Annotated in this window: 23 protein-coding genes; 10 read left to right on the top strand and 13 right to left on the bottom strand. The window is 62.9% G+C overall.

Annotated features, from left to right (window positions below; genetic code table 11):
* Position 1: 1 nt before the first annotated feature.
* From VNT00_RS15075 to VNT00_RS15065, 3 genes are read right to left on the bottom strand one after another with little or no spacing between them, the layout of a single operon-like run.
* Positions 2 to 820 carry a TatD family hydrolase gene (locus VNT00_RS15075; protein ID WP_325588916.1) on the bottom strand — a complete coding sequence of 273 codons (819 nt, stop codon included), beginning with the start codon at positions 818 to 820 and terminating at the stop codon, positions 2 to 4.
* Between the two features lie 17 nt (positions 821 to 837).
* Positions 838 to 1,533: an ABC transporter ATP-binding protein gene (locus VNT00_RS15070; RefSeq protein ID WP_325588914.1), complete on the bottom strand. Its 696-nt coding sequence runs from the start codon at positions 1,531 to 1,533 to the stop codon at positions 838 to 840.
* A complete protein-coding gene (locus tag VNT00_RS15065; RefSeq protein WP_325588912.1) occupies positions 1,526 to 2,797 on the bottom strand; it encodes a lipoprotein-releasing ABC transporter permease subunit in 1,272 nt (423 codons plus the stop codon). The genes VNT00_RS15070 and VNT00_RS15065 overlap by 8 nt, the downstream gene beginning before the upstream one ends.
* Positions 2,798 to 2,841: 44 nt before the next feature.
* Between VNT00_RS15065 and VNT00_RS15060 the strand changes: the two genes are divergently transcribed.
* Both VNT00_RS15060 and recJ read left to right on the top strand, forming a co-directional pair.
* Positions 2,842 to 3,777 (top strand): hypothetical protein, encoded by a 936-nt coding sequence (locus tag VNT00_RS15060; protein ID WP_325588910.1) that lies wholly within the window; start codon positions 2,842 to 2,844, stop codon positions 3,775 to 3,777.
* A complete protein-coding gene (gene recJ / locus VNT00_RS15055) occupies positions 3,759 to 5,471 on the top strand; it encodes a single-stranded-DNA-specific exonuclease RecJ (protein WP_325588908.1) in 1,713 nt (570 codons plus the stop codon). The genes VNT00_RS15060 and recJ overlap by 19 nt, the downstream gene beginning before the upstream one ends.
* Positions 5,472 to 5,534: 63 nt before the next feature.
* On the opposite strand, the gene VNT00_RS15050 is transcribed toward recJ, so the two are convergent.
* The gene (locus VNT00_RS15050; RefSeq protein WP_325588906.1) at positions 5,535 to 6,188 is read right to left on the bottom strand and encodes a DsbA family oxidoreductase; all 654 of its coding nucleotides are present in this window, start codon (positions 6,186 to 6,188) and stop codon (positions 5,535 to 5,537) included.
* 195 nt (positions 6,189 to 6,383) lie between these two features.
* Between VNT00_RS15050 and VNT00_RS15045 the strand changes: the two genes are divergently transcribed.
* Together VNT00_RS15045 and lon are read left to right on the top strand one after the other, a co-directional pair.
* The gene (locus tag VNT00_RS15045) at positions 6,384 to 6,788 is read left to right on the top strand and encodes an Hsp20/alpha crystallin family protein (protein WP_325588904.1); all 405 of its coding nucleotides are present in this window, start codon (positions 6,384 to 6,386) and stop codon (positions 6,786 to 6,788) included.
* Between the two features lie 19 nt (positions 6,789 to 6,807).
* Positions 6,808 to 9,255, top strand: coding sequence for an endopeptidase La (gene lon, locus VNT00_RS15040; RefSeq protein ID WP_325588902.1), 2,448 nt, complete (start codon positions 6,808 to 6,810; stop codon positions 9,253 to 9,255).
* Positions 9,256 to 9,366: 111 nt separating this feature from the next.
* On the opposite strand, the gene VNT00_RS15035 is transcribed toward lon, so the two are convergent.
* Both VNT00_RS15035 and VNT00_RS15030 read right to left on the bottom strand, forming a co-directional pair.
* Positions 9,367 to 10,287 carry a helix-turn-helix transcriptional regulator gene (locus tag VNT00_RS15035; RefSeq protein WP_325588900.1) on the bottom strand — a complete coding sequence of 307 codons (921 nt, stop codon included), beginning with the start codon at positions 10,285 to 10,287 and terminating at the stop codon, positions 9,367 to 9,369.
* A 22-nt stretch (positions 10,288 to 10,309) separates the two neighbouring features.
* Positions 10,310 to 12,160 carry a feruloyl-CoA synthase gene (locus VNT00_RS15030; RefSeq protein ID WP_325588898.1) on the bottom strand — a complete coding sequence of 617 codons (1,851 nt, stop codon included), beginning with the start codon at positions 12,158 to 12,160 and terminating at the stop codon, positions 10,310 to 10,312.
* 209 nt (positions 12,161 to 12,369) lie between these two features.
* Here VNT00_RS15030 and VNT00_RS15025 point away from each other — a divergent pair, with 209 nt between their 5' ends.
* The gene (locus tag VNT00_RS15025) at positions 12,370 to 12,987 is read left to right on the top strand and encodes an LON peptidase substrate-binding domain-containing protein (RefSeq protein WP_325588896.1); all 618 of its coding nucleotides are present in this window, start codon (positions 12,370 to 12,372) and stop codon (positions 12,985 to 12,987) included.
* A gap of 81 nt (positions 12,988 to 13,068) precedes the next feature.
* On the opposite strand, the gene VNT00_RS15020 is transcribed toward VNT00_RS15025, so the two are convergent.
* Positions 13,069 to 13,908, bottom strand: a complete 840-nt coding sequence (locus VNT00_RS15020) for a ferritin-like domain-containing protein (protein ID WP_325588894.1) — start codon at positions 13,906 to 13,908, stop codon at positions 13,069 to 13,071.
* 234 nt (positions 13,909 to 14,142) lie between these two features.
* Between VNT00_RS15020 and VNT00_RS15015 the strand changes: the two genes are divergently transcribed.
* Positions 14,143 to 14,697 (top strand): hemerythrin domain-containing protein, encoded by a 555-nt coding sequence (locus VNT00_RS15015; RefSeq protein ID WP_325588892.1) that lies wholly within the window; start codon positions 14,143 to 14,145, stop codon positions 14,695 to 14,697.
* A 469-nt stretch (positions 14,698 to 15,166) separates the two neighbouring features.
* On the top strand, positions 15,167 to 15,424 hold the full coding sequence (gene infA, locus VNT00_RS15010) for a translation initiation factor IF-1 (RefSeq protein WP_325588890.1): 258 nt from the start codon (positions 15,167 to 15,169) through the stop codon (positions 15,422 to 15,424).
* Here infA and VNT00_RS15005 read toward each other — a convergent pair.
* The 4 genes from VNT00_RS15005 to VNT00_RS14990 all read right to left on the bottom strand — a co-directional run bounded on the left by VNT00_RS15005 (position 15,421) and on the right by VNT00_RS14990 (position 18,665).
* Positions 15,421 to 15,939 carry a SixA phosphatase family protein gene (locus VNT00_RS15005; protein ID WP_325588888.1) on the bottom strand — a complete coding sequence of 173 codons (519 nt, stop codon included), beginning with the start codon at positions 15,937 to 15,939 and terminating at the stop codon, positions 15,421 to 15,423. The two genes, infA and VNT00_RS15005, sit on opposite strands and share 4 nt — an antisense overlap.
* A complete protein-coding gene (thpR, locus tag VNT00_RS15000; protein ID WP_325588886.1) occupies positions 15,936 to 16,484 on the bottom strand; it encodes an RNA 2',3'-cyclic phosphodiesterase in 549 nt (182 codons plus the stop codon). Before thpR ends, VNT00_RS15005 begins: the two co-directional genes overlap by 4 nt.
* A gap of 59 nt (positions 16,485 to 16,543) precedes the next feature.
* Positions 16,544 to 17,380: a hydroxyethylthiazole kinase gene (thiM, locus tag VNT00_RS14995; RefSeq protein ID WP_325588884.1), complete on the bottom strand. Its 837-nt coding sequence runs from the start codon at positions 17,378 to 17,380 to the stop codon at positions 16,544 to 16,546.
* A 106-nt stretch (positions 17,381 to 17,486) separates the two neighbouring features.
* A complete protein-coding gene (locus tag VNT00_RS14990; protein ID WP_325588882.1) occupies positions 17,487 to 18,665 on the bottom strand; it encodes a benzoate/H(+) symporter BenE family transporter in 1,179 nt (392 codons plus the stop codon).
* Between the two features lie 283 nt (positions 18,666 to 18,948).
* Here VNT00_RS14990 and VNT00_RS14985 point away from each other — a divergent pair, with 283 nt between their 5' ends.
* Positions 18,949 to 19,350, top strand: coding sequence for a DOPA 4,5-dioxygenase family protein (locus VNT00_RS14985; protein WP_325588880.1), 402 nt, complete (start codon positions 18,949 to 18,951; stop codon positions 19,348 to 19,350).
* Here the strand turns inward: VNT00_RS14985 and VNT00_RS14980 are convergent.
* Positions 19,338 to 20,174 (bottom strand): helix-turn-helix transcriptional regulator, encoded by an 837-nt coding sequence (locus VNT00_RS14980; RefSeq protein ID WP_325588878.1) that lies wholly within the window; start codon positions 20,172 to 20,174, stop codon positions 19,338 to 19,340. The genes VNT00_RS14985 and VNT00_RS14980 overlap by 13 nt on opposite strands.
* A gap of 156 nt (positions 20,175 to 20,330) precedes the next feature.
* Here VNT00_RS14980 and VNT00_RS14975 point away from each other — a divergent pair, with 156 nt between their 5' ends.
* The gene (locus VNT00_RS14975; protein ID WP_325588876.1) at positions 20,331 to 21,506 is read left to right on the top strand and encodes an ABC transporter substrate-binding protein; all 1,176 of its coding nucleotides are present in this window, start codon (positions 20,331 to 20,333) and stop codon (positions 21,504 to 21,506) included.
* Positions 21,488 to 23,380 (top strand): AMP-binding protein, encoded by a 1,893-nt coding sequence (locus tag VNT00_RS14970; RefSeq protein ID WP_325588874.1) that lies wholly within the window; start codon positions 21,488 to 21,490, stop codon positions 23,378 to 23,380. The genes VNT00_RS14975 and VNT00_RS14970 overlap by 19 nt, the downstream gene beginning before the upstream one ends.
* Positions 23,381 to 23,573: 193 nt before the next feature.
* Here VNT00_RS14970 and VNT00_RS14965 read toward each other — a convergent pair.
* The coding region (locus VNT00_RS14965) for a DUF3772 domain-containing protein (RefSeq protein ID WP_325588872.1) at positions 23,574 to 25,534 on the bottom strand (1,961 nt) is incomplete at its 5' end.

Here is a 25,534-nt window from a genome sequence, read left to right as displayed (position 1 = left end):
CTCAAGCCGCCAGGGCTGCGCCCAGCCTGGGCAGCACGCGCCGCGCATTGGCGCCGGTGGCGGCGTCCAGCGTCGCGCGCGGCAACCCGCGCAGTTGCGCCAGCACGTCGGCAATGGCGGGTATCTGCATGGGCTCGTTGCGCCGCGACTCGAATTGCGGCGTTCCCAGCCAGGCCGGGGGTATGTCGGGGGCATCGGTTTCCAGCGCCAGCGCCTCCAGCGGCAGGTGCTCGGCCAGGCGCCTGATCTGCAAGGCCCGCTCGAACGTCATCGCGCCGCCCAGCCCCAGCGCAAAGCCCTGCTCGATGAACTGCCCCGCCTGCTGAAAGCTGCCATTGAAGGCGTGGGCCATGCCGCCGATGCGCGATCGGCGCCGCAAATGCTTGAGCAGGACATCCTGGGAGCGCCGCACGTGCAACAGCACCGGCAAATCATAGTGCAGCGCCAGGTCGAGCTGGGCTGCATAGAACATTTCCTGCCTGGCGCGCATGGCGGGCGCGGTCAGCGAGGGAATAAAGAAATCCAGGCCTATCTCGCCAATGGCGACGAAGCGCGGATCGTCCATGGCCGCTTCGACGCTGCGGCGCAACACCTGCAGATCGTCTTCGCGGGCCAGGGGTACGTACATGGGGTGTATGCCCAAGGCATAGAACCCGCCCGTAAACGAATGCGCCAGTTCCCGCACGGTGTCGAAGTTGGAACGCGCAACCGAAGGAATCACAATGGCCTCGACCCCCGCCTGCGCCGCGCGCGCAATGACCTCGGCGCGATCCTCGTCGAACTCGGCGGCGTCCAGATGGCAATGCGTATCGATAAGCATGGGAAATCGTAGCGCCCCTAGGCTTCGGTATCAACCAGGCATCCTTTATCCATGTACAACTGCCTGTGCGCCAGCAGGGCCAGCGCCGGGTCGTGGGTGACGATGGCGAACGCCGTGCCGAACTCCTTGTTGACCCGCACCAGCAACTCGAACATGCTTTCCGCCGTATAGCGGTCGAGATTGCCCGTGGGCTCATCGGCCAGCACGCAAGCCGGATGCGTGACCAGGGCGCGAGCCAGCGCGACCCTTTGCCGCTCGCCGCCCGACAACTGGCCGGGAAAATGATGTTCGCGCGCGCTCAGCCCCACCTGGTCCAGCACCGCCCGCGCGGCCTCGCGGGCCTTGTTGCGGTTTTCGCGGCGCACGATCAGGGGCATGGCCACGTTATCCAGCGCCGAAAACTCCGGCAGCAGGTGATGGAACTGGTATACGAAGCCCAGGCTGCGATTGCGCAAACGGCTGCGCTGCGTCTCGGAAAGCCCCTTCGCGCTGGCGCCGTCCACGAACACTTCGCCGGATGTCGGCTCGTCCAGCAGGCCCAGCGAATGCAGCAAGGTGCTTTTGCCGGAGCCCGATGCTCCCACGATGGCCACCATTTCGCCGCGCTCGACATGCAGGCTGACGTCGCGCAGGACATGGATGGCCTGCGCTCCTTCGTCGTAGGTCTTGACCAGGTTTTTTGCACTTAGAACATGGGCTGCGGTTTCAGTCATGGCGCAATACCTGTGCGGGTTGCAGGCGGGAGGCCCGCCAGCTGGGATACAACGTGGCCAGCAACGACAGCACCAACGACGTCACGGCAATCGCGACGATGTCGGAAGCCTGGGGATTGGAGGGCAGCTCGCTGATGAAATAGATTTGCTGGGGCAGGAACTGCACGCCCAACAGATGTTCGATGAACGGGACGATGACGTCGATGTTGTACGCCACCAGCATGCCCAGCCCTACCCCCAGCAAGGTGCCCACCACCCCGATCAGCGAGCCTTGCACCAGGAAGATGCGCGAGATTTCCCGCGGCGTGGACCCCAGGGTGCGCAAGATGGCGATATCGGACTGCTTGTCCTTGACCGCCATGACCAGGGAAGACAGCAGGTTGAACGCGGCCACGGCGACGATCAAGGCCAGGATAAGGAACATCATGCGCTTTTCGGTCTTGACCGCGGCGAACCAGGTGCGATTGCTTTGCGTCCAGTCGCCGGCACGCACGTACGCAGGCATGGTGCCCATCAGTTCGCGCGCCACCTGCGGCGCCTTTTGCATGTCGGCGATGCGCAGCCGCACGCCGCTGATGCCGCTGTCGCGGAACACCTTGGCCGCATCGTCGTCGTCGATGAAGGCCAGCGACACATCGTACTCGTAGTAGCCCGAGGAAAAAATGCCCGCCACCGTGAACTGGCGCATTCGGGGCGTAAAGCCGGCCGGGGAAATCGACCCCTGGGGGGCCAGAACCATCAAGGTGTCGCCCACACGCACGCCCAGCATGTCGGCCAGTTGATTGCCCAGGACAATGTTGAAGCTCCCGGGCTTCAGGACGTCCAGGCGTCCCTCGATCATTTGCTGGCCCAGTTCGGAAACGGCGCTCTCGCGCTGCGGATCGATGCCGCGAATCTGCGCCCCTCGCAATTCTTCGCCGCGCGCCAGCATGGCCTGAGCCGAGACAAAGGGCGCGGCGCCCCTGACTTCGGGGTTCTTTCTGGCGTCTTGCGCAAGCTCCTGCCAATGCGCCAGCACATCGGTCGGCGCGGCGCCCGGCACGGACAATTCAATATGCGGCAAGACCGACAACATGCGATCGCGCACCTGCGTTTGAAAGCCGTTCATCACCGACAGCACAATGATGAGCGCCGCGACCCCCAGCGCAATGCCGGCCATGGAGCTGCCGGCAATAAACGAGATGAAACGGTCACGTCGGCCGCGCCGGCCGCGGCCTCGCAGCAAACCAGCGTAGCGCGCGCCTATCCATAGTTCATAAGACATTATTATTCAGCCACCGTTCCACTTATTAACACTACAATAAAAGTATGCAAATCGTACTCCCTGGCGCCCTGCCCGACCCCATTGCGGCAAAGGCGCTCATTCCCCATGTCCTGGAAACGGCGCCCACCTTCGCGCACTGGCTGCGGCAAGGCCGCGCCGCCGTGCAGGCGGCCGACCCGGCAGCGGCCGGATGCACACCGCTGGAACAATGGCTGCTGAAGCGCAACGGTTTCGTAAAACGCGATGGACAGAATCTTAGCGCAGGTTTGGGCCCGTTATGGGCAAACAACGTTACCCAACGTGACCAAGCCGTGTGGCTGGCCGAACTGGTGCACGTATCGCCTTCCCGCGACGGCGCCGTCCTGCTGCCCGCCAGCGAGCTCGAAATCAGCGCCGAACACAACAGCGCCCTGCTCGAATCGGCGCAAGCCCTGTTTGCCGGCACCGGCTTCACCCTGCACCCCGACGGCGCCTCGCGCTGGCGCATCGAATTGCCAGCCGATTTTACGCCGCAATGCGCCAGTCCGGTGCTGGTCAGCCGGACCACCGTCAACGAATGGTGGCCCCAGGATATCTCGGCGCGCCCATGGCGCCGCCTGCTCAACGAACTGCAAATGCTGTGGTACGACCACCCCGTCAACAACGAACGCTATGCCGCCGGCCGCGTTCCCGTGAACAGCCTGTGGTTGTTCGGCGGCGCCAGCCCCGACCAGTTGCGACAAACCCCGCAGCCTGATTCCGCCATTCATGGGTCGCTGCTGGAGCCCGGCCTGGCCCAGGACTGGGGCGCCTGGATAAGCGCGCTTGGCGAGCTCGAGCGCAGTGTGTTCAAACCGCTTGCGGCAAGCCTCCAGCCCGAGCTCGTCTTGCTTGGCCGCGACCGCATCGTCGAAATCCAGCCCCGGCCCCAAGGCCTGTTGTCCCGCCTGATGCCCCGCCGCAACGAAACATGGAGAACCTGGTGGTCGCCCCAAAACTAAGCAATCGTCCCGCTCAACCCGAAACCGCAAGGGCGCTTGAGAGCGCTGGCATCCATCCCCTGCTCGCCCGACTGTGGGCGGCGCGCGGCGTCACCCAGGCCAGCGAAGCCCAATTGAAATGGTCGGCGCTGATACCGCCGGCACAGCTTACGCAAAGCGAGCACGCTGCCTGCGTGCTGGCCGACGCCATCCAGGCACGCAAACGCCTGCTCATCATCGCCGACTACGATTGCGACGGCGCCACCGCCTGCGCGGTCGGCATCCGCGCCCTGCGCGCCATGGGCGCCATCGTCGACTTCCTGGTACCGAACCGCTTCGAAACCGGCTATGGGCTTTCCCCCGAAGTCGTGCGGCTGGCCGCCGTCCACCCCACAGGCAGGCCAGACATCCTGCTGACCGTGGACAACGGCATCGCCAGCGTCGACGGTGTGCAAGCCGCTTCGGACAACGGCATGGAGGTCGTCATTACCGACCACCACCTGCCGGGCGACGTGCTGCCCGCCGCGCTGGCCATCGTCAACCCCAATCAACCCGGCTGCGGCTTCCCCTCCAAGAACCTGGCGGGCGTGGGCGTCATTTTTTACCTGATGCTGGCGCTGCGCGCCGAATTGCGCCGGCGCGGCGTCTTCACTCCCGATGGCGGCCCCAGGCTGGACAATCTGGCCGATCTGGTGGCTCTGGGAACCGTGGCCGACGTCGTCAGGCTGGATGCCAACAACCGGCTGCTGGTTACCCAAGGCCTGCTGAAAATGCGCGCGGGACGCATGCAGGCCGGACTGCGCGCCTTGTTCGCCGTGGCGGCCCGCGAACCGCGCACCGCCAACGCTTTCGACCTGGGCTTTGCATTGGGGCCGCGCATCAACGCCGCGGGACGCCTGGCCGACATGAGCCTGGGCATCAATTGCCTGGTTACCGACGACGAGGCGCTGGCTCTCAAGCTGGCCCGCGAGCTCGACGAGATGAACCAGCAGCGCCGCGGAATCGAGACCACCATGCGCGAAGAGGCCCTGGCCTCTTTGGCTCAAAGCGACCCCGTCGTCAAGGCCTCGGTATGCGTCTACCATCCCGAATGGCACCAGGGCGTGGTCGGCCTGGTCGCCTCGCGCCTGAAGGAAACCTACTGGCGGCCCACCCTGGCCTTCGCCCGCGCGGACAGCGGCGAACTGCGAGGTTCGGGCCGCTCGATTCCCGACGTGCATCTGCGCGACGTGCTCGACCTGGTTTCCAAGCGCTACCCGGGCATCATCCTGAAATTCGGCGGCCACGCCATGGCTGCGGGCCTCACATTGCGCGAAGATGCCTACGACCTCTTCGCCGAAGGCTTCGACGCCGCGGTCAGAGAATTCACGGGCAAGGCCAGTTTCGAACCCGTCATCACCACCGACGGCTCGCTCGAAAGCGGCTACGCCAACGCCGACGTCGCCCTGCTATTGCAGCAGCAAGTATGGGGCGCCGGCTTTCCGGCGCCGGTTTTCCGCGATACGTTCATCGTGCGCCAGCAGCGGCTGCTCAAGGACAAGCACCTGAAGCTGAGCCTGGAGCGCGGCCACCAGCGCTTCGACGCCATCTGGTTCAACCACGCCGAAATGCTGCCCGAGCAGGTCGACGTGGCCTACCGGCTGGATCGCAATGTCTGGAACGGCATGGCCTCGGCGCAATTGATCATCGAATACGCGGGGCAGGCGCAGGGCTAGCCAGCGGCCTGCCCAGGCCTTCGCTGCCTGGCCTCAGACAGGGGCTGAAGCAGCGGCGCGGCCTCAGGCCTGTTCGGCCTGGGTGCCGGCTATCTGGCGCAGCGCGCGCTCGAAGACTTCGGGCGGCTGGCCGCCCTGGATGAGATGCCTGCCGTTGACGATGATGGCCGGCACCGAGCTGATGCCGTGATCCAGATAGAACTGCTCGCGCTCGCGCACTTCGGCGGCGTAGGCGTCGGACGTCAGGATTTCCCGGGCCTTGGCTTCGTCCAGCCCCACCTTGCCGGCCAGGCGCACCAGCACATCGTGCGAGCTGGGATCTTCGCCATCGGTAAAGTAGGCTTGAAACAGGGCATGCTTGAGCTCGACCTGGCGCCCCTCCAGTTCGGCCCAGTGCAGCAGGCGATGCGCATCGAAGGTGTTGTAGATGCGGTTGCGCGGCCCGAAGGTGAAGCCCACGCCTTCGCCGCGTGCGCGAATGGCCTCGTGCGTCTGGGCGATTTGTTCGGGCGTGGAGCCGTATTTCTCGGCCAGGTGCTCGACGATCTCCTGGCCGCCCTCGGGCATTCGGGCATTGAGTTCGAAAGGCTGGAAATGCAGCGTTGCCTGGATGTCGCCATCCAACCGGCTCAGCGCGTTTTCCAGCGAACTCAACCCGATGGCGCACCAGGGACACGAGACATCGGAAACGAAATCGATTTTGAGCTGGGCAGTCATGAGGGCCTCTGGCAATGCGGGATGGCGCCGCGCCACCGGCGGCGGACGAGCAAAGTATACGAACCCCCCGGGCCGATTGCAACGGATCGGTTTTGCTCCTACTATTGTTTGTGCAAGGCGCTCCAGGGTATGCGGGCAGTGTTCTTCAGGCAATGGCATCACGCTCCCAGGCGCCACATGAAAAGGATGCAATCCATGACATACCGCAAGCCGGCCAGCACCATGTGGTCGGAGGCCGTCAATATGCTGGAACAGGCCGACCGTCTACACCGCCAATTTTTCCGCCTGGCCCAGGGCCCCGCGCGAGGCCCCACCTGGGAACCCCCGGTCGATCTCTTCGAAACCCAAAACCAGATAACCGTGCTGGTCGCCTTGCCCGGGGTCGAGCCAGAGCAAATCAAGGTCGTCATCGAAAACGGCCATCTGAGCATCGTCGGCGAACGGCCCATGCCTGCCCCCGCGCTGGCGCACGTGCGCCGCATCGAGATTCCCTACGGGCGTTTCGAGCGCCGCATCGAGCTTCCCCCCGGACAGTTCCAGATCCAGGAATCCAGGCTGGCGCACGGCTGCCTGGTGCTCAGTTTGCTGAAACTCGCGTAACGCCAAGCAAGGTCACGTCATGCAAGCCAAAAATCCTGACACCGCCACGACGCCCGAAACCGCCAACGCCGAGGCCGCCAACGCACCGCCCGACCAATCCAGCGCTTCTTCCCAAGCCGAGCCGTCCCCGCCCCTGCCCGACGACGCGCTCATCATCATCCCGGTGCGCAATCTGGTGCTGTTTCCACAGCTCGTCGTGCCGATCAGCATAGGCCGCGAAAGCTCGGTGCTGGCCGCCCAGGAAGCCGCGCGCGCCGGGCGCCAGATCGGCGTGCTGCTGCAGCGCGAACCCGATAAGGACGAACCCAACAACGACGCCATGTACCGCGTAGGCACGGTGGCCAGCATTCTGCGCTACGTCACCACCCCCGATGGCTCCCACCATATCGTCTGCCAGGGCGAGCAGCGCTTCCGCGTCGAGGAATTCCTGGACGGCTATCCCTACATGGTCGCGCGCGTCAAGACCTTCGAAGAACCCAAAACCGAAAGCCCCGACATCGAAGCCAGGATGCTGCAGCTTAAAATGCGCACCGGCGAAATCCTGCAATATCTGCCCCAGGCCCCGGCCGAGCTGGCCACCACCGCACAGAACATCACGTCTGCATCGGTGCTGGCCGATTTCGTCACCGGCTTCATGGATCTCAAGCCCACCGAGAAGCAAGACGTCCTGGAAACCTTCGATCTTCTCAAGCGCCTGGATAAAGTGCTGGCCTACCTGGTGCACTTCGGCGAAGTGCTGCAGATCAGCCACGACATCGACCAGCAAACCAAAGAACGCTTCGAAGACCGCCAGCGCGAAGTCCTGCTGCGCGAGCAGCTCAAAACCATTCAAAAGCAGTTGGGCGACACCGACGGCAATTCGGCCGAGATGGAAGAAATCGAAAACAACATCGTCAAGGCCAAGATGCCGAACGAGATCGAAGCCGTCGCCCGCAAAGAACTCAAGCGGCTCGAACATATGTCGGACGCCTCGGCCGAATACGCCATGGTGCGCACCTACCTGGACTGGCTTACCGAACTGCCCTGGTCGGTGACCACCCAGGACCGCATCGACATCGCCGAGGCGCGCGAAATACTCGACAAAGACCATTACGGGCTGCAGAAAATCAAGCGGCGCATTCTCGAATACCTGGCCGTGCGCAAGCTCAACCCGCAAGGCCATAGCCCCATACTGTGCTTTGTCGGGCCTCCGGGCGTGGGCAAGACCTCGCTGGGGCAAAGCATTGCCAAGGCCACCGGCCGCAAATTCGTCAGGCTGGGCCTGGGCGGCGTGCACGACGAGGCCGAGATCCGCGGCCACCGGCGCACGTACATAGGCGCCCTGCCCGGCAACATCATCCAGGCCGTGCACAAGGCCGGCGCGAAAAACTGCGTCATGATGCTGGACGAAGTCGACAAACTCGGCGCTGGCATACAAGGCGACCCGGCCGCCGCCCTGCTCGAGGTGCTCGACCCCGAGCAGAACTCGGCATTCCGCGACAACTACCTGGCCGTGCCGTTCGATCTGTCCCAAATCCTTTTCATCACCACGGCCAACGTGCTCGACACCGTGCCCGGCCCCTTGCGCGACCGCATGGAAATCATCCAGCTGATGGGCTATACCGAAGAGGAAAAAACCCAGATCGCCTTGCGCTACCTCATTGCGCGCCAGTTGGAGGCCAACGGCCTGAAGCCCGACCAATGCTCCATCAGCGAAGCCGCGGTGCGCAGCATCATCCGTTCCTATACCCGCGAAGCGGGCGTGCGCTCGCTGGAGCGCGAAATCGGCAGCACCTTCCGCCACGCGGCCATGCGCATCGCCGAAGGCACGGCGCAACATGTGGAAATCGGCGAAGACGATCTCCATGCCATTCTGGGCCCCAAGAAATTCGAAAGCGAGCTGGCCATGCGCACCAGCACACCCGGCGTCGCCACCGGGCTGGCGTGGACGCCTGTGGGCGGCGACATACTTTTCATCGAGGCCAGCCTCATTCCCGGAAGCGGCAGGCTCATTCTTACCGGCCAGTTGGGCGACGTCATGAAGGAAAGCGCACAGGCGGCGCTGACCCTGCTCAAGGCCCACGCAAAGCAACTGTTCCTGGACGAAAAAATCTTCAAGGACAGCGATATCCATGTGCACGTCCCCGCCGGCGCCATTCCCAAGGACGGGCCCAGCGCCGGCGTCGCCATGTTCGTCGCACTGGCATCCCTGGCCACCGGCATCCCCGTGCGCAGCGATTTCGCCATGACGGGCGAAGTCAGCCTGCGCGGCCTGGTCCTGCCCATAGGCGGGGTCAAGGAAAAAGTGCTGGCCGCGCTGGCCGCCGGCATCAAGACCGTCATGCTGCCCGCGCGCAACCAGAAGGATCTCGAAGACATCCCTCCCGAAGCGCAAAGCCGGCTTCAGTTCGTATTTCTGGAAAAAGTCCAAGACGCCATCCGGGCCGCGCTGGAACGCCAGCCCACGCCCGCCGACCCTGCGGCCTGAGCCCGACGGCAACAACCGGGCAAGCCCCGCGGCGCGCGGCCAAAGCCTGGCCCCGCCGCCACCTCGGTGCGCTCAGCACGAATAACGGCTATCCCCGGGGCAAACCGCACGCTATGCAGCGCTGGCCTTGGAAAAATCCGGGTGGACGTTTTCGTCGATCAGCCGCCTGAGGGCGCCGACCAGCTCATCGACCTTCCGACCGGTGGTTTCCATATGGGCATGGGCCAGCGCGTACAGCTTGCTGCGCGCGCCCAGCGCGCCCACAATGCTGGCCATGGCCTCTTCCTGCAACTGCGGCGTGGCGATGCGAACATCGTGCTGCGCCATGACACGCCTGAAATGCTCTTCGGGCGCGGCATGCAGCCACACGCTGAAAAACGAATGCAATAGCAGCTCGTAGGTGGCGGGCTCCATCACGATGCCTCCGCCGGTTGCAATGACAACCTCCGGGTAGGTGGCCACCACCCGTTCCAGGCTGCTGCGCTCCAGGCGGCGAAATCCCGCCTGGCCATAAATGGAAAAAATTTCGTTCAGGGAAAGCCCCGCCTCTTTTTCCACCTCGGCATTCAGTTCGACGAAGGGAACCTCCAGCCGCTCGGCCAGCAATACGCCCAGCGTCGACTTGCCCGCGCCGCGCAGGCCGATAAGCGCAATGCGGCGCGGCGCGGCTCGCCCTGTCTGTGACCGGGCGAATCGTTCGACCAGATGCTTGCGGATCTCGCGCAGTTGCAGCGGCGGCTGCCGCTTCAGCAGCTCGATGATCAGCGCGTAATCCGTGCCGTAGCGCTCGTTGTCCGACAACAGGCTGTCGGCCGGCAAGCTCAGTGCAGCCGCCAGTTTATGCAGCACGGCAATGGAAATATTGCCGTCGCCCTTTTCAACCCGCGACAAGTACGGCAGGGAAATGTCGGCATCCTGCGCCAGCTGCTTCATGGTCATGCCCCTGCCCGCGCGCGCGGAACGCACGCGCTGCCCAAGGCGCCGGGACAGTTCGGCGATTTCCTGTTCCGACAACGACTTTTGCAGTGTCATGATCTTGCTTCAGCCGCGCCGCTTACAAGCGGATGACCGCATCGGAAGGTTCGGCGTCGTACATTTCCTCCACCAGCCTGCCTCGGGCAGCCAGAACCGCCGACTGGTTGATATAGCCCTTGTCGGTGATTTCACCATCGTCGACCGAAGGAGGCGTGGTCAGCAGCAGCGCCCGATCTGCATAGGTGGAGCTGCCCGTGCCGTCTTTGTGCATGGCTCGCAGCCCTTTCCGGATATGCTCGCGCACGGCGGGATGCGCGGCGATTTCCTCCAGCGAGGCATCGGCGCCCAGCCCTGTAAGCTGGCGGCATGCCGTGGCGTTGAGGAAGACAAGAAACCCCACGGAATCGCGATCGTGGCCGGTCACCACGATGTCCTGCGCCAGGGGAGCCAAGTGCTCGATGCCCTTGACCCGTAGCGTCCCGACACTTACCCAGGTGGCCGTGGTGAGCTTGAAGTCTTCGGAAACCCGGCCGTCGAACATGAGTCCGGCTTCGGGACGGTCCGGGTCGGCGAAGCGCACGGCATCGCCGATAAGGTAGAAGCCCTCTTCGTCGAACGCCTTGGCCGTCAGCTCGGGCTGCTTGAAATAGCCCGGTGTGATGTTGGGCCCCTTGACGCGAACTTCCAGCTTGCCGCCGTTGGGCACCAGCTTGAGGCTGACCCCCGCGATCGGCAAGCCGATGACGCCGGATTGGTCGGCCTGGAAATGACAGTCGGTGGCCAACGGCGAGGTTTCCGTAGAGCCCCAGGCCGTCACCATGGGAATGGCGTGGCCAAGCTCCTGGCGCGACAGCTCGATAAGGCCGTCCCACAAATGCTGAGGCAACGCCGCGGCTGCATAAAAGATGACCTTGAGGCGGGAAAAGAACTGGCGGCGCAACTGCGCATCGGTGCGCAGTACGGGAAGCAGCATGTCGAAAGCCCGGGGCACGTTCATGTACAGCGTCGGGGCGGTATCGCGCAAATTGGCGATGCTGGTGTCGAACAGCCCCGGCATGGGCTTGCCGGCATCAAGGTAAAACGTGCCGCCGTTGACCAGGACGATATTGAAATTGTGATTGCTGCCGAAGGTATGGTTCCAGGGCAGCCAGTCCAGCAGCACCGGAGGCTCCTCGCCCAGGAAGGGCCATGCCTGCAGCTTGCCCTGCATGCTCGAGCACAGCATGCGCTGCGTATTGATGACGCCCTTGGGGTACCCCGTGGAGCCCGAGGTGAACAAAATCTTGGCGATCGTGTCGGGGGTGACTTGCGCATAGGCACGTTGCACCGCCTCGTCGTCCCGCTGGGCCAGCATATCGGAAAACACCAGGCCGCCCTCGGGCCTGGCGTCGGAGTCGGCCACCACCAACGTTGCGTTGTGCAAGCCTTCGATGGACTTCAGCGCAGGCCTGTAGCGCTCGACGCCGCCTACATAGATGACGGATGGATCCAGGCGCTGAACCAGGTTCTTCAGCTTGGCGTGGTCTTTGGAAACCAATGAATACGCGGGTGAAATGCCCGCATAGGGAATGCCCACATGCATGCAGGCAAGCATGATGAGCCCATGCTCGATGCTGTTGTCCGTCAGGACGCAGAAAGGGCGATCGGCCAGCACGCCCTGCTTCAGCAGCCAGGTGCCGATGCGGTAGACCTTGTCCAGGGCCAGGGCGTAGCTGACGCCCTCCCATCGGCCTGATGCCGGGTTGCGCGCCATCAGGAAGTCGCGATCGGGCGCCTCGCGGGCCCAGTGCTCGAGGAATTCGCCGATGCAGCGCGCATAAGGCTCGAGGGGAACGGGATTCTCAACCACAATGGTGCCGTCGGGACGCGACGCGACGGTTACGGCCGGCTCGGCGAAAAGCGCGGCTTCCTGGGCTTGAGGTAAATTCATGCTTGTCTCCATCGTATATCTTGCCCCGGACTGGCCGGACAGGGCGACTCCGAAGCGATTATGCTGCCCTTGCGGGCATTTATTGATGAATACTATACGCAATTTGAATATCACATGCAATATATAGTTTATATCCACGAACCTGCCGCATCCGGCCCCTTCCCGCCGGCGCCGCGGCATCCTGCAGTCTTCAAACGCGGCGCGGAATCATGAACACAAGCAATATTCCTCTCTTCCCGCTGGGCAGGGCCCTGTTCCCCGACGGGGTCCTGCACCTGCGCATCTTCGAGGTCCGCTATCTCGACATGATCAAGAAAAGCATAGAAGCCGGCGAACCCTTCGGCATCGTGCCCTTGATCGAAGGCAGCGAGGTGCGCAGGCCCGAAGCCACCGAGGTCCTGGCGCAAGCCGGCACGCTGGCAAGGATAGACGAATGGGTGTCGCCCATGCCCGGACTCATTCAGCTGCGCTGCTCGGGCACCCGGCGTTTCCATCTGCAGGACTGCGAGCAAGGCCGGTTCGGACTGTGGAGCGGGGATATCGCCCTGATGGCGGACGACCCCGTCATCGCCATTCCCGACCCGCTGCAGGCCAGCGCCAACCGGCTGGGAAAACTGATCGCCGACATGCAGAAAAGCGGCACGCCAGCGGCCGCCATGCCTCTGTCCCCGCCGTTCCGCCTGGACGAATGCGGCTGGGTTGCAAACCGCTGGTGCGAGCTGTTGCCGCTCATGCCCATCGAGCAGCAAGACATGCTGACGCTGGACGATCCAGTAAGGCGCCTGGCCCAGGTGCAGCAGATATTGAACGGCCGGGGGCTGCTTTAAACAGCGGCCAAACCGCAATGACGCGCATCGGGCTGTGCCCGCCCCGCTGCCGCGGCATCGCGGCAGCGATCAGCCCGATTCTTAACGGATAAGCCAGCTGGAAGCCACGGCCAGGGGCATTTGAATGGCCCGCGACACGCCCGAAGGCAGGTTCAGGGGCTTGAGCACCATTTTGACGGCCATGGAAACAGGGTAAAGCGGCCGCAGTTCGCGGCCGAGCTGTTTGCACAGCATCTTGAACTCCGCCTTGTTGGCCCTGGCGCCGACATGCGTGGAATAAGCGTACCAGAGCGCGCATTCGGCGTCGGACTGCCGGGCTTCCAGTACGCGCCGCTTCAGCGCGCCCAGAACCTTCAGGCGGCCAATGCGCTCGACGTCGCTGTACTGGCGGAAATAGCGGAAGAAATGTTTGTAGTGGCCGACCTCTTCGGCCCCGATGCGAGCAGCTATGCCTGCCAGCACGGGTTCGGTGGCCCGCTCGGAAAGCGCCCTGTAGAACGTGGCCGTGCCCGTTTCGACCACGCAGCGGGCCGCCATTTCCAGGCCCCGGGTCGATTCGAACTCTTCGACCGTGCATAGCTTGGAGTATTCGGCGAAGAACGCATCGTAGGCGGTGTTCCAGTCGAACTCGGGCCAGGCATGCTGCACATAGCCCCTGAGGGCTCGCCCGTGGCGCAGCTCTTCGTGCTGCCAATGTTGGTCCAGCCATTCGACCACCGGCGCGTCGCCATCGAAGTACTGGATGAGATTGCCGGTATAAAGGTCGGAGGCGATTTCAATGAACGATGCGCCCGCCACCATGTAAAGCAGCTCGTCGCATCCTGAAACGCGCGCCATGTCGATGGCATCGTATGGGATCTGGTCGAGCCCCCAAGCCGGCAGCCTGGGGGTGGTATCTTGCTTCACAACGTCTTGCGTCATATCTGCACCTCACACACTATTCTTCTCCCCGCTTCATGGATTATTGTATGCCATGCTGCCGCGATTCGACAGCGCGGCCGCCCGTGCGAACCTATGGTCCTCACCGTGCCATGCTATAACTAAAACAGCCGCGATACGTCGCGGGCAATACCCTGATACGCCGCGCAATCGCCTGTTGCAAGCGCCACGGACAAACACGGCAAGCCCGGCATTCACACACCACGAGGACACGCCATGAGCATCGCCTTCCCCGGATATTCCAGCCCACTGGCCGGGGCGGAAGCCCCTCTGGACATGCTCGCCACATGCCATACCCGGATCGAGCGCCAATGCGCCATTTTGAGCCGGCTGGTTCCCCACCTGGAACAACACGGCGCCGACGCCGAAGCGGCATCCGCCGCAGCCGGCATCATCCGCTATTTCGATATCGCCGCGCCCTTGCATCATGCGGACGAGGAAGAAAACCTTTTCCCCGAACTGCTGGAAGCCATGGCCGGCTCCGACGCCGTCTGCATCCGCGAAATCACGGCAAGCCTGGCCGCCGAACACCGCCTCCTGGAAGCAGACTGGCGGCATTTGCGAATCGCCCTGGCGCAAATCGCCGAAGGCCGAACTACCCCGCTGCCCGCTCCGGAAGTCGAAGCTTTTGTCCAGCGCTACGCCAGGCATCTTGAACGCGAAGACAACGAACTCTTTCCCATGGCATCCAGACTGCTGGGCGACGCGGCATTGAGCCGCATGGGTGGCGCCATGGCGCAACGGCGCAATCTTGCGCCGCCAAAGTCGTAGGCGCGGCGGGAACACGCGAGATACCAGCTTGCAGGGCTTGCAGGGCTTGCAGGGCTTGCAGGGCTTGCAGGCAAGATTTTATCTTGACAAAACGGGCAATCCGGCGTATCTTTTATTAGACAATTTTTACGCTATGCTTTGCATGCTTCAGTTGATTCTTGAGTCGGCACCCAAGATAAAGCTGTCGCTTTTTTGGGAATCTTTATCCCCCTACCCACGGTTCACACCGCGTCTCACGAGCAAGCTCCGCCACTCATCGTAGCGGCAAAGCTCTTCATCCCCATCAGCCAGCAAAGCAAACGCGGCTCAACGCCCAAGGCGTGCGCCGTCATAGTTATTTTTCCTGTACCACGCCGCCGAATCAACGCCGCGCCCATCGCCCGCGCTTCGATTCGCCGTTCGTACCCGGCTAAGGCCGGGCAGGCGCAATGCCCGCCCGGTTCGATCAACCAACTTAGGAGTCCCGTTTATGGCCAAAGAAGAACTACTTGAAATGCAAGGTTCCGTTACCGAAGTATTGCCCGATTCGCGCTTCAGGGTCTTGCTGGACAATGGGCACCCCATCATTGCCTACACCGGCGGCAAAATGCGCAAGCACCACATCCGTATTCTGGCGGGCGACAAGGTCACGCTTGAAATGTCGCCCTACGACCTGAGCAAAGGCCGCATTACCTTCCGCCATATCGCAGGCCGCCCCCCCATGGCCCCCGCACGCCGGCACAGCTAGCTCTTCGTCACGGCAAACCGCTCCAGGGCGCCGCTCTGCCCGGAAACCCTGCTCCACTGCGCAACTTCGAAATCGATCACGGCCAGGCCGGCTGGAGGAAACTCCTGCCGCAACCGGCTGTACGCGGTGCGCCCGCCCCGCCCCACCAATTGCAGGGCCAGCAAGTGCAAACCCGGATTGTGTCCAACCAGCAAGATGGTGGACGGTTCGGACGAAACCCCATGCAGGGTTTCCAGCAAGACGCTGGGATGCGCTTCATAAATCCTGTCTTCGAAAATGGCCGGCACCAGGCTGGGCAAGCGCTTCTGCACAAGGCTCCAGGTGGTGCGCGTACGCAGCGAGCCAGAAACCAGCGCCAACTCGGGCAGCAGGTTTTCCTGGGCCAGATACCCTCCGATCTCGTCCGCCTCTTGTTCGCCCACCGGCGACAATGGGCGATCGTAGTCCCTGGTATGGGGCGGACGGTCGGCCTGGGCATGGCGCAACAGCAAAAGACGGCGAAACACAGCTGTCATGAACGGCTTCCTCGTTGAAGCGGACATTGGCGGGATGCCAGTATCCGGTAATGCGGCGAACCAGGCGAGGCCTTGACCGACTGGGCCAGAACCAGCGAAAACGACGCACAGGGTATGGGCGCCATCGGCCATTCGGCAACGGCCTCCACCTTGCGCGCCAGTGTGATGTGGGGACGAAAGGACGTTTCCTGCGGAAACGAAATGGATTTTTCCCGCAGCTTTTCCAGCAACTGCCGCCGGACCTCGAACACGCTTTGCGGGGGATTGGTCATGCCCGCCCAGACCAGCTTCAAGCGGCTGAAGCAGCCGTAAGTATCCAGCAGGCACGTTATCTCGGGCAAGGACAAGCCAAGCAGTATTTCCTTCAGGACGGGCAAGGCCTGTTCGGGCTGCTCGCCAAGAAAGGCCAGGGTCAGATGAAAATCCTCGACATGGGTCTTTCGTCCCGACAAGACCTCCTGCAGACCCTGCAATTGCCGCGCGGCGCTTGCATCCGGCCATAAAGCGTAGAACAGACGCGGCCGCCCGGAGGGCTGGGCACCCATTGTGCTACGCCCCGCCTCGGGCTTTCCGGCGGCCTGCGGACAACGATGCGGCCTGTGCCTCAGGCACTGCCGGCCTCGAGCCTGAGGCGCATGGAAAACTCGTTCCAGGTCATCAGCTGCAGACCGTCCAGCATGCGGATCTGCAGCGCGCCGACACCCGCGCCCGCCTGCTCGACCGCCTGGGCGGCCCATTCGCCCACGACGCCAAAATACGCCATGGCCGATACCGTTGCCCGCCAGGCATCCGGCTGCACGGCGGCAAAAGCGCCAATGACGGCGGTTGCCGAACACCCCATGCCCGTCACCTTGGTCATCCACTCGTGCCCGTTCGAAAGTGCAAGCCTGCGGCCCGCCGCATCGACGATATGGTCGACCGCGCCCGAAACGCACACCACGCAGGAATGCAAACGCGCAAGCCCGCATGCCGCTTCGACGGCCTGGTCGGAAGCCGCCAGGCTTTCCACCCCCTTGGTGGCGGCATCCAGCCCCGCCACGCTCATGATCTCGGACGCGTTGCCGCGAATGACGGCGGGCGAGCCGATGGCCAGCAATTCTTTCAACGCCGCATTCCGGTACGCTGTTGCGCCGGCGCCGACAGGATCCAGCACCACCGGCACGGAAGCGTCCTTGGCGGCGCGAAAAGCCAGTTTCATGGACTCGACCCAATACGGATCGAGAGTGCCGATATTCAACACGACCGACTGGGCAATCCTGGCCATGTCTTCGACCTCTTCATGCGCATGCGCCATGACGGGCGCGGCGCCCAGGGCCAGCAAGGCATTGGCGTTGTAGTTGGTGACCACGAAATTCGTAATGCTGTGCACCAGCGGCGCCCGGCTGCGCACAGCCAGGATGTCCGCCCATATGTCATCGGCGCTCAAGGTGGTTGGGTTCATCGTATGCTTTTTGGAAGACAGAACTGCCACCATGATAACGCCATCGGCCGCCCCCGCAGCGTCTCGACCCGCGCGGCATCGGAGCCCTTCACGCCCAACCGCGGACTCAGCCGGCCGCTGGCGCCTTGCGCGCCTTGTTCAGGACCAGATAGGCGAATCCGCCGATCACCACCCCCCAGAACGCCGACCCCAAACCCAGGAAGGTCATATTGGACGACGTTGCCAGGAAGGTGATGATCGCGGCCTCGCGGTGTGCTTCTTCCTGGATCGCACTGACGACATTGGTCGCAATGGCCCCTATCAGTGCCAGCCCGGCCAGAATGGCGACGAGTTCCTTGGGCAAAGCCGTGAACAGCAAGACTATCGTTCCGGCGAATGTCCCGCCAATCAGGAAAAACACGCCGTTGGCTATGCCGGCAACGTAGCGCCTGGAAGGGTCCTCATGGGCATCTTCCCCCGTGCACAACGCCGCGGTGATGGCGGCAAGCATTACAGTAATGCCGCCAAAAAAAGCAATGACAATGGATGCCAGGCTGCTGAGCGATAGAATCGGCCGTGCCGGCGCCTGATAGCCGGACACACGCAAAATAGCCATGCCTGGCAGAAACAACCCGGTAAGACTGACCAGAACCAAAGGCAACGCCAAGCTGAGCGTGCTGCTCCAGGTCCATTCGGGGCTGATGTACACGGGGGTGGCCAGCTTCAATTGCAGATTGCCGAGATGGGTGCCGCCAAGCAGAACCGCAACCGCTACGCCCACAAGCAAAACCAGTACGATGCTATAGCGCGGCACAAGACGCCGGAACAAAATATAAGCGGCCACCATGCTCAGGGCCAGTACCGGCATGGTGGCAATCGACTTGAACGCATTGACCCCAAAATCAAACAGAATGCCGGCCATCATCCCTGAAGCGATGCCATTGGGAATACTGCGCATAATCCTGTCGAACGAGCCTGAAATGCCAATAAAGAAAATAATGACAGCGGCCGTGATGTAGGCGCCCACCGCCTCATTGATCGAAATGGCCGGAAACACGGTGACCAGCAATGCCGTTCCCGGCGCCGACCAGGCAACGATTATGGGCATTTTCAGGCGCCAGCTCAACCAAATGCCCACCACGGCGGGGCCGATCGAAATCGCCCAGATCCAGGACGACATCATTTCGGGGGAAATACCCGCCGCATCGCCTGCCTGAAAGAAAATGACCGCTGGCCCGGCATAGGCAATAAGCACGGCCAGGAAAGCAGCCATTATGGCGGAAACCGACCAATCTTTGCTAAGCACCGTATTCCCCTTTTTGTATTGGCGCCATGTTCCGTCCAGCTCGAGGCGCTCGGCTCCCCGGCATAGTATCAACATCGGGCCCGGACTCTTCTTTCATCCGGCATTTTATGCTGCAAACCGCCCGAGCACTGCGCCGCGAAGCCGAAGGCCTGCAATCCGCAAGCCCGCGCATTGGCGGCGCCAACACCCTTGTGAAATGCCCGGCCCCATGGTACACACAGAATGTGCACAGCGTCGACGGCGCGCGGCCCGAACAGCCATCGGCATACCCATAGAGCGAAACATGACTGCCACCTCATCTCCCAATCTTCCAGACGTCCACGCCGAACGCCGCGTCGCAGGCTATCACGCCCATGTGTATTTCGACTCGGCAACCACGGCACAGGCCCGCGCCCTTTGCGAAGAAGCCGCGCGCCGCTTTCCCTTGAAAATGGGAAGGGTGCACGAAAAACCGGTCGGGCCGCATCCCGACTGGAGCTGCCAATTGGCATTCCGCAAGGGCTTGTTCGAAGAAGTCATTACCTGGCTGGCCATGCACCGCAACGGCCTGGTGGTCTTCATCCATCCCGTCACCGGCAACGATCTCATCGACCACCGCGACTACGCCATCTGGATGGGCGCGGTCCGGCCCCTCGACCTCTCGGTACTGTCCGGCCGCGACGAACCCGTCAGCTACGAGTTCTGATTTTGCGGCAGCAGGCCCGAGGCGATGGCGAACAGCTGGCTCTTGAAATTGATGCCCAGCTTGTCGAATGCCCTGCCCCGATAGGTTTTCACCGTGGTCAATGAAAGCCCCAGGTCGGCGGCGATTCCATCGTAGGTCCTGCCAAGCAGCAAGCCCTCGCACACCGCCAGTTCGCGGCCGGTAAGGCGCGGGCAGATCCGGCCAAGCTCGACCGCCAGGGTTCGGCGCTGCGTTTGCGCGAACCGCCACTGCTGTCGACCGATGGCAATATGCTTCTTGATGCAAATGGAAACAGAGCCGGCGAACTCGGCAACCGCGTCCACATCGCTGGAACCGAAGGTTCGATGGCTTTCGTAGCGGTACAGGTTGGCGGCGAACAGCCCTTCGTCACCGTCTTCACACACGATGGAAAGGCGATCCCCGATGCCATGCCGCCGATAGATAGCATCGCGATGGGCCGGCGCGAACTGGCTTTGATGCGTGTAGGTCATGGACAGCCCGCCGGGCGCCAGCACGGCCTTTGCCGAATCGAAGGTACGATCGTACTCGTACAGGTTCGAGCGATAGCTTTTGAAGCAATCGGCGTTTACATCGATCTCTTTCTTGCTCGAAGACAGGAACATGCAAGGCGCGGATTGAGTGTCCAACTGGTAAACCGACAGGAAGTCCACGTAGACGACCTGGTTCACCGCGGCCAGCAGACGCATGCCGAAATCGGCTTCGCCCAGCGAGACAATAATATCTTCGAGGCCTGCGCCAAGTCTCAAGTCGCCCTTGTTCGCACCTCTCCCACACGCTTGTCTTCCCAGATTCCAGGCATCCATGGCCATCTCCTTGCACGTCCAACGGCCGGTCGCGCTTTGCAGCCGCTTGTCGACCTTTGGGAGGACAGACCGCAAAAGGCAGCGTGTCCATAATTGTCCACACAATAAAAAAACCATATGTGATCCAGTACGTAATATTACAGGGAGACAATTCGCATGAAAACGCTGAAAACCATTAATCTGCCCACTATCCTGGGCTTCGCCCTGGCAGCCGGTCTGGTCAATATTTTGCCTGGGGTCGCTCGTGCCGACATTACGGTCGGAGTCATCCTTTCCACCACGGGCCCGGCCGCCTCGCTGGGCAAACCGGCGGAAAACACGGTCAAGCTCTGGCCCGGCAGCATCGCCGGGCAAAAGCTCAAGATCATATCGGTCAACGACAACAGCGACCCCACGGAAGCCGCCAAGCTGGCCAGCAAGCTGATCACGGAAGACAAAGTGGACGTCATCGTCGGCCCCTCGATCACGCCGCCCTCGATCGCCGCCGTGGAAGTCGCCGGACGAAACTCCACTCCCATCCTTGCCCTGGGAGGCGGAAACGCCATCATCGAACCTCAGGAAGGCCCACGCAAATGGGCTTTCAAGATGGCCGCGCCCGAGGTCAATTTCGTCGAACATACGCTTGATCACATGGTGAAAGACAAAATCAAGCGGGTCGCCGCCATAGCCGTTACCACCAGTTATGGAGAAGGCTTTCTACGCGCCTTCAACGCTCAAGCGCCAGCCAAGGGACTCGTCATCAGCGCCGTGGAAAAGTATGGGGCCCAAGACCTGGGCGTCACCGCGCAGGTAGTGCGTGTCATGGCCTCCAAGCCCGACGCCGTGTATATCTTCAGCTTCGGAACGCCGGCCGTGCTGCCGCAAGCTGAACTGATCAAGCGCGGCTACACAGGCAGAATCTATCAAACTCAGGGAATCGCCAATGCGGATTTCCTGCGGGTGGGCGCCAAATCGATTGAAGGCACCTATGTTTCTCTGGAGCCCGTCATGGTTGCCGAACAGCTTCCGAAAAACAATCCAACCAAAAATGCAGGTATGCAATACACGCAAAAATACGAAGCTGCCTATGGGCCGGGCACTCGATCATTGTTCGGCTCCGAAGCCTGGACCGCATTGAACTGGCTGCAAGCCACCGTTCCCGTCGCGCTCGAGCACGCCAAACCGGGCACGCCGGCCTTCCGCCAGGCCTTGCGCGATGCGCTGGAAAACATGCATGAAGTCGTCAGCCCCGAAGGCGTATTCACCATGAGTCCCAAGAATCACAACGGTATCGACAGCCGCGGGCAAGTGATGGTGAAAGTCGAAGACGGAAAATGGAAGTACATACAATGAGCCTCCCGCAGCACGGCTGGAGCGTGCGCGATATCGCCTCTCCGGACGATATCCGCGCGGTCGAACGGCAGCCCTATGGCCAGGTCATCCCGTTCCGTTCGACCTTCGACCTGATACGGCATAGCGCCGCCCGGGTTCCCGACAAGGCGGCGCTGCTCTTCCAGGTCGACGCCGACCCGGAAGGCAGGATCCTCCAGTGGTCTTACAGCGAACTGCTGAAGCAAATCGTCCAGGCCGCCGACCTGTTCAGGCAATGCGGCATACGGCGTGGCGACCCCATCGCCATACTGGCTCCCAATATTCCCTCCACCCATGTGGCCCTATGGGGCGCGCAACTGGCCGGCTGTGCGTTTCCCATCAACTATCTGCTGGGCGCCGAGCATATCGCGAAGCTGCTGCAGGCCGCGCAGGTCCGGGTTGTCGTCACCCTCGCGCACTGCGGCGAGCTCGACATCCGGCAAACCGTCGAAGAAGCCGTGAAGGCCTCCGGCCTGGACTGCCGCATACTGGAGATCGACGCCAACGAAGCCCAACCCGCCGAGGGCTCCTTCCAACCCCTGCTCGCCCAAGCCGACCCCGTTGACCGATTGAGCGGCGAACTGCGTCCGGACGATATCGCAGCCATATTCCATACGGGCGGCACAACGGGCCTGCCCAAGATATTGCAGCAAACCCACGGCAATGAACTGCATACCAGCTGCCTGGCGGCGGCCTACTACCATTTCCATGAGGGCGACGTGCTCCTCAACGGCTTCCCGCTGTTCCACGTTGCAGGCGCGTTCGTCTACGGCCTTGCCGCGCTGGCGGCGCGGGGCACGATCTACATACCGACGACGCTGGGCATGCGCAACCGGCAATTCGTGCGCAACGCCTGGAAGCTGTTCAACCGGCATCGCGTCTCGCACCTGGGCTGCGTTCCCACCACTCTGGCCTCGCTGGCGCAAAGCCATCGGGAAACCAATGAGCAAGGCAATTGCGGCGTTCAGGCGGCACTGACCGGCGGCTCGCCCTTGCCGCCCGAACTGGCGGCCCAATTCGAGCAGCGCACCAAAATCCCCGTCCGGAATATTTTCGGTATGACCGAGTGCGCGGGCATCGTTTCGATCGAACCATTAGACGCCCCTCGCACGGCCGGCTCCGCCGGCCTGGCCCTGCCCTATACGCAAGTACGGGCGGCGCCGCTGTCCGAGGCGGGCAAGGCATTCATCCAGGACTTTTGCGAAGCCGGGGCCGAGGGCGTCCTGTGCGTGCGCGGCCCCCACGTCAGCCCCGGCTATATGGACGCCTCCCGAAACGCCGGCACTTTCACGCAAAACGGCTGGCTGGTGTCGGGCGACCTGGGCTACGTGGATGCCCAGGGGCGCATCTACATCACCGGAAGATCCAAAGACCTGATCATTCGCAGCGGCCACAACATCGACCCGCAGGCCATCGAAGAAGCCTTCCTGGCCGACCCCGACGTGCTGGGATGCGCCGCCGTCGGGCAGCCTGACGAATACGCCGGCGAACTGCCGGTCGTATTCGTCACGCTGAAACCCGATGCCAAAACAACCGCGCAGGAGCTGCTGTCCAACGCGCGCGGCAAGATTTCCGAGCCCCCCGCCGTCCCCAAGGCCGTCTATCTCGTCGAGGCCCTGCCGGTAACACCCGTGGGCAAGATATTCAAGCCCGAGCTGCGCCGCATGGCCATACTCGAAAAAATACGCGGCATCGCCCTGGATTGCGGGCTGGCCGACGCCTGCAGTGCGGGCTTTCCGGATAAAGACTCGATGCGGTGCGTCGTGTCGATACACGGCGCCGGAAACCGGGACGGCATGCTGGAGGCCCTGAAAAAACTGCCCATCGACGTTGCTGTCGAAGAATCCGCAACCTGAAGTCCCGATCCCGTCCTATGCGGCGGTTCGCGGCCTGCGGCTTCGCGGCGATGTCCTGCCATTACCCAGGCAACCCAAGACCGGCGTATCGCAAGCTTTGCGGCAGACTATGAAAAAGTTATACGCAGATTTATTCACAGTTTTTGTGGATAAGTAAAAGCCAGGTAAAGAAGCCAGGCGGAGCCGCCCGCGCTCAGGCGGGATTTCCCCCCGACACAGGCGCCACCGCGGACGACGCAGGAGCCGTCGCTTCGGCCTGCCGGGAAACAATGACGGTCGACGGTGTCGACAAAGGCAGCCCGGCCTCGTTGAGCCGCTGCAGCAGCGTAAACAGCACGGTGCTGCGTACCATGCTGACCAGGCGCGGCGAAATCACGTATCCGGTCAGCTTGAACGCCAGGCCGTTGGCGCTGACACCATCCAGCATGACGTTGGGAGCCGGTTCGTCCAGCACGTCGCGAGTCTCGTCCAGCACCTCTTGCATAAGCGCCCTGGCCTTTTCGACATCGGTGGCTACGGGCATGGTCAGCACGAACTGCACACGCCCGATGGGATTGGCATGCGTGACATTGCGCACGATCTTGGTGATGAACTCCGAGTTGGGCACGATGACCGTGGAGTGATCGCCCATCTGGATTTCGGTGGCGCGCACATTGATGCGGCGAATGTCGCCCTCGACATCGCCCAGCGACACCCAGTCGCCGACCTGCACCGGCCGTTCCGCCAGCAGGATAAGCCCGGATACGAAGTTCTGCACGACCGCCTGCAGGCCAAAACCTATGCCCACCGACAAGGCGCTGGCCACCCATGCCACCCTTTCCAGGCCTATGCCCACCGCCATCATGGTCAGGGCCGCGATTACCACGTAGCCCGCGTAGCCGAACAAGGACGCGGCCGACATGCGCATGCCCGGGTCGAGAGCGGTGGTCGGCAAATAGCGGTCGGCCAGCCAGCCCTTGAGCAGCCTGACGAGGACCAGCCCAAGCACCAGGACCGCCAGCGCCAGCAGGATGGACGCGGGCCGCAGGTGCATTTCGCCTATCGGAATGCCCTCGTAAAGGTATTGGGCGCGGCGGGCCCATTCGGCGGGCCCCTCGCCGAACGGCACCATCAGCATGATCAGCGCCATAGCGTAAACCAGCAGCCGGCCCAGTCCCGACAACAGCACCACGGCCTGGCTGCGCGCCCGCACCGGCGAACGGGCCGGGTCGGCGCCTTGGTCGTTGGCCTTGATGATGCGCAGCAGCACCGAACACGCGTCGTCGATCAGCACCGACAACAGATAGGCGGTGGCGAGGATCAGCATGCTCCAGATAAGCTGCCTGATGATGAAGCTGCCCAGCGCGACGTAGCCGATGAGCAGGCTGCCGAACCCGGCGATCAGCGCCGCCCATATCGCCGCCACCAGAACCGTTCCCCAAAACGGCATGGCGCGCCCCTTCACGGCGCCATCCTGCTCCGCGCCAGCTTGCCGCACCCGGCCCCAGCGGCGCAACGCCAATGCGATGACCGCGCCTATCATCAGCGACATCAGGCAATCCAGGGCCACCGAAGAAACGAGGCTGACGTTGGTCCACGACGCCAGCCTAAGCATGATCCAGCTGATGACCGCCGGACAGGCGAACCCCCAGGGCACCCAGCGCAGGCCGCGCGCCACCGGATCGGAAATGGAAATCAGCCGCCACGACGGGCGATCGGCCTCCAGCAAGGCATAACCCAGGCCCACGCAAAGGCCGCCGAACGCCGCAGCCCCCGTCAGATCGCCAAGCAGCCCCGCCAGCGCGTCGGACAAAGGATCGCCAACGTTGTCGGTAATACCTGTAAACCATGCCTGCACGATCAGCATCGGAGTCGCCACCGCCAGCAGGACGACGGCAATGGCGTAGGTGGAACGGCGCAAACGGCCCGGAGCCACTCGTTTGGCGGCGATGCGCACCAGCCATTTCCTGGCCCACGCGCACAGCCACAGCAACACCACGGTAATCGCCAGCATGGCCGCCCAGATCCTGCCCGGCAGCGCCGCCGGGAGGGCGGACAACTCATCCAGCAACGGGTCCAGCCGCTGCAGGTCCCTGGGCCATTCGGATTGCAGCTCGCTCCAGAACGAACCGCTAAGAATCGACGACGTGCGCTCACCCATCTGGGCCTGGAACT

Source organism: Eoetvoesiella sp. (assembly GCF_035555955.1).
In the GTDB taxonomy this organism is placed as follows: Bacteria; Pseudomonadota; Gammaproteobacteria; order Burkholderiales; family Burkholderiaceae_B; genus Eoetvoesia.
The sequence above is the reverse complement of the archived record's forward strand: the minus strand, read 5'-3'. Positions and strand labels throughout refer to the sequence as shown.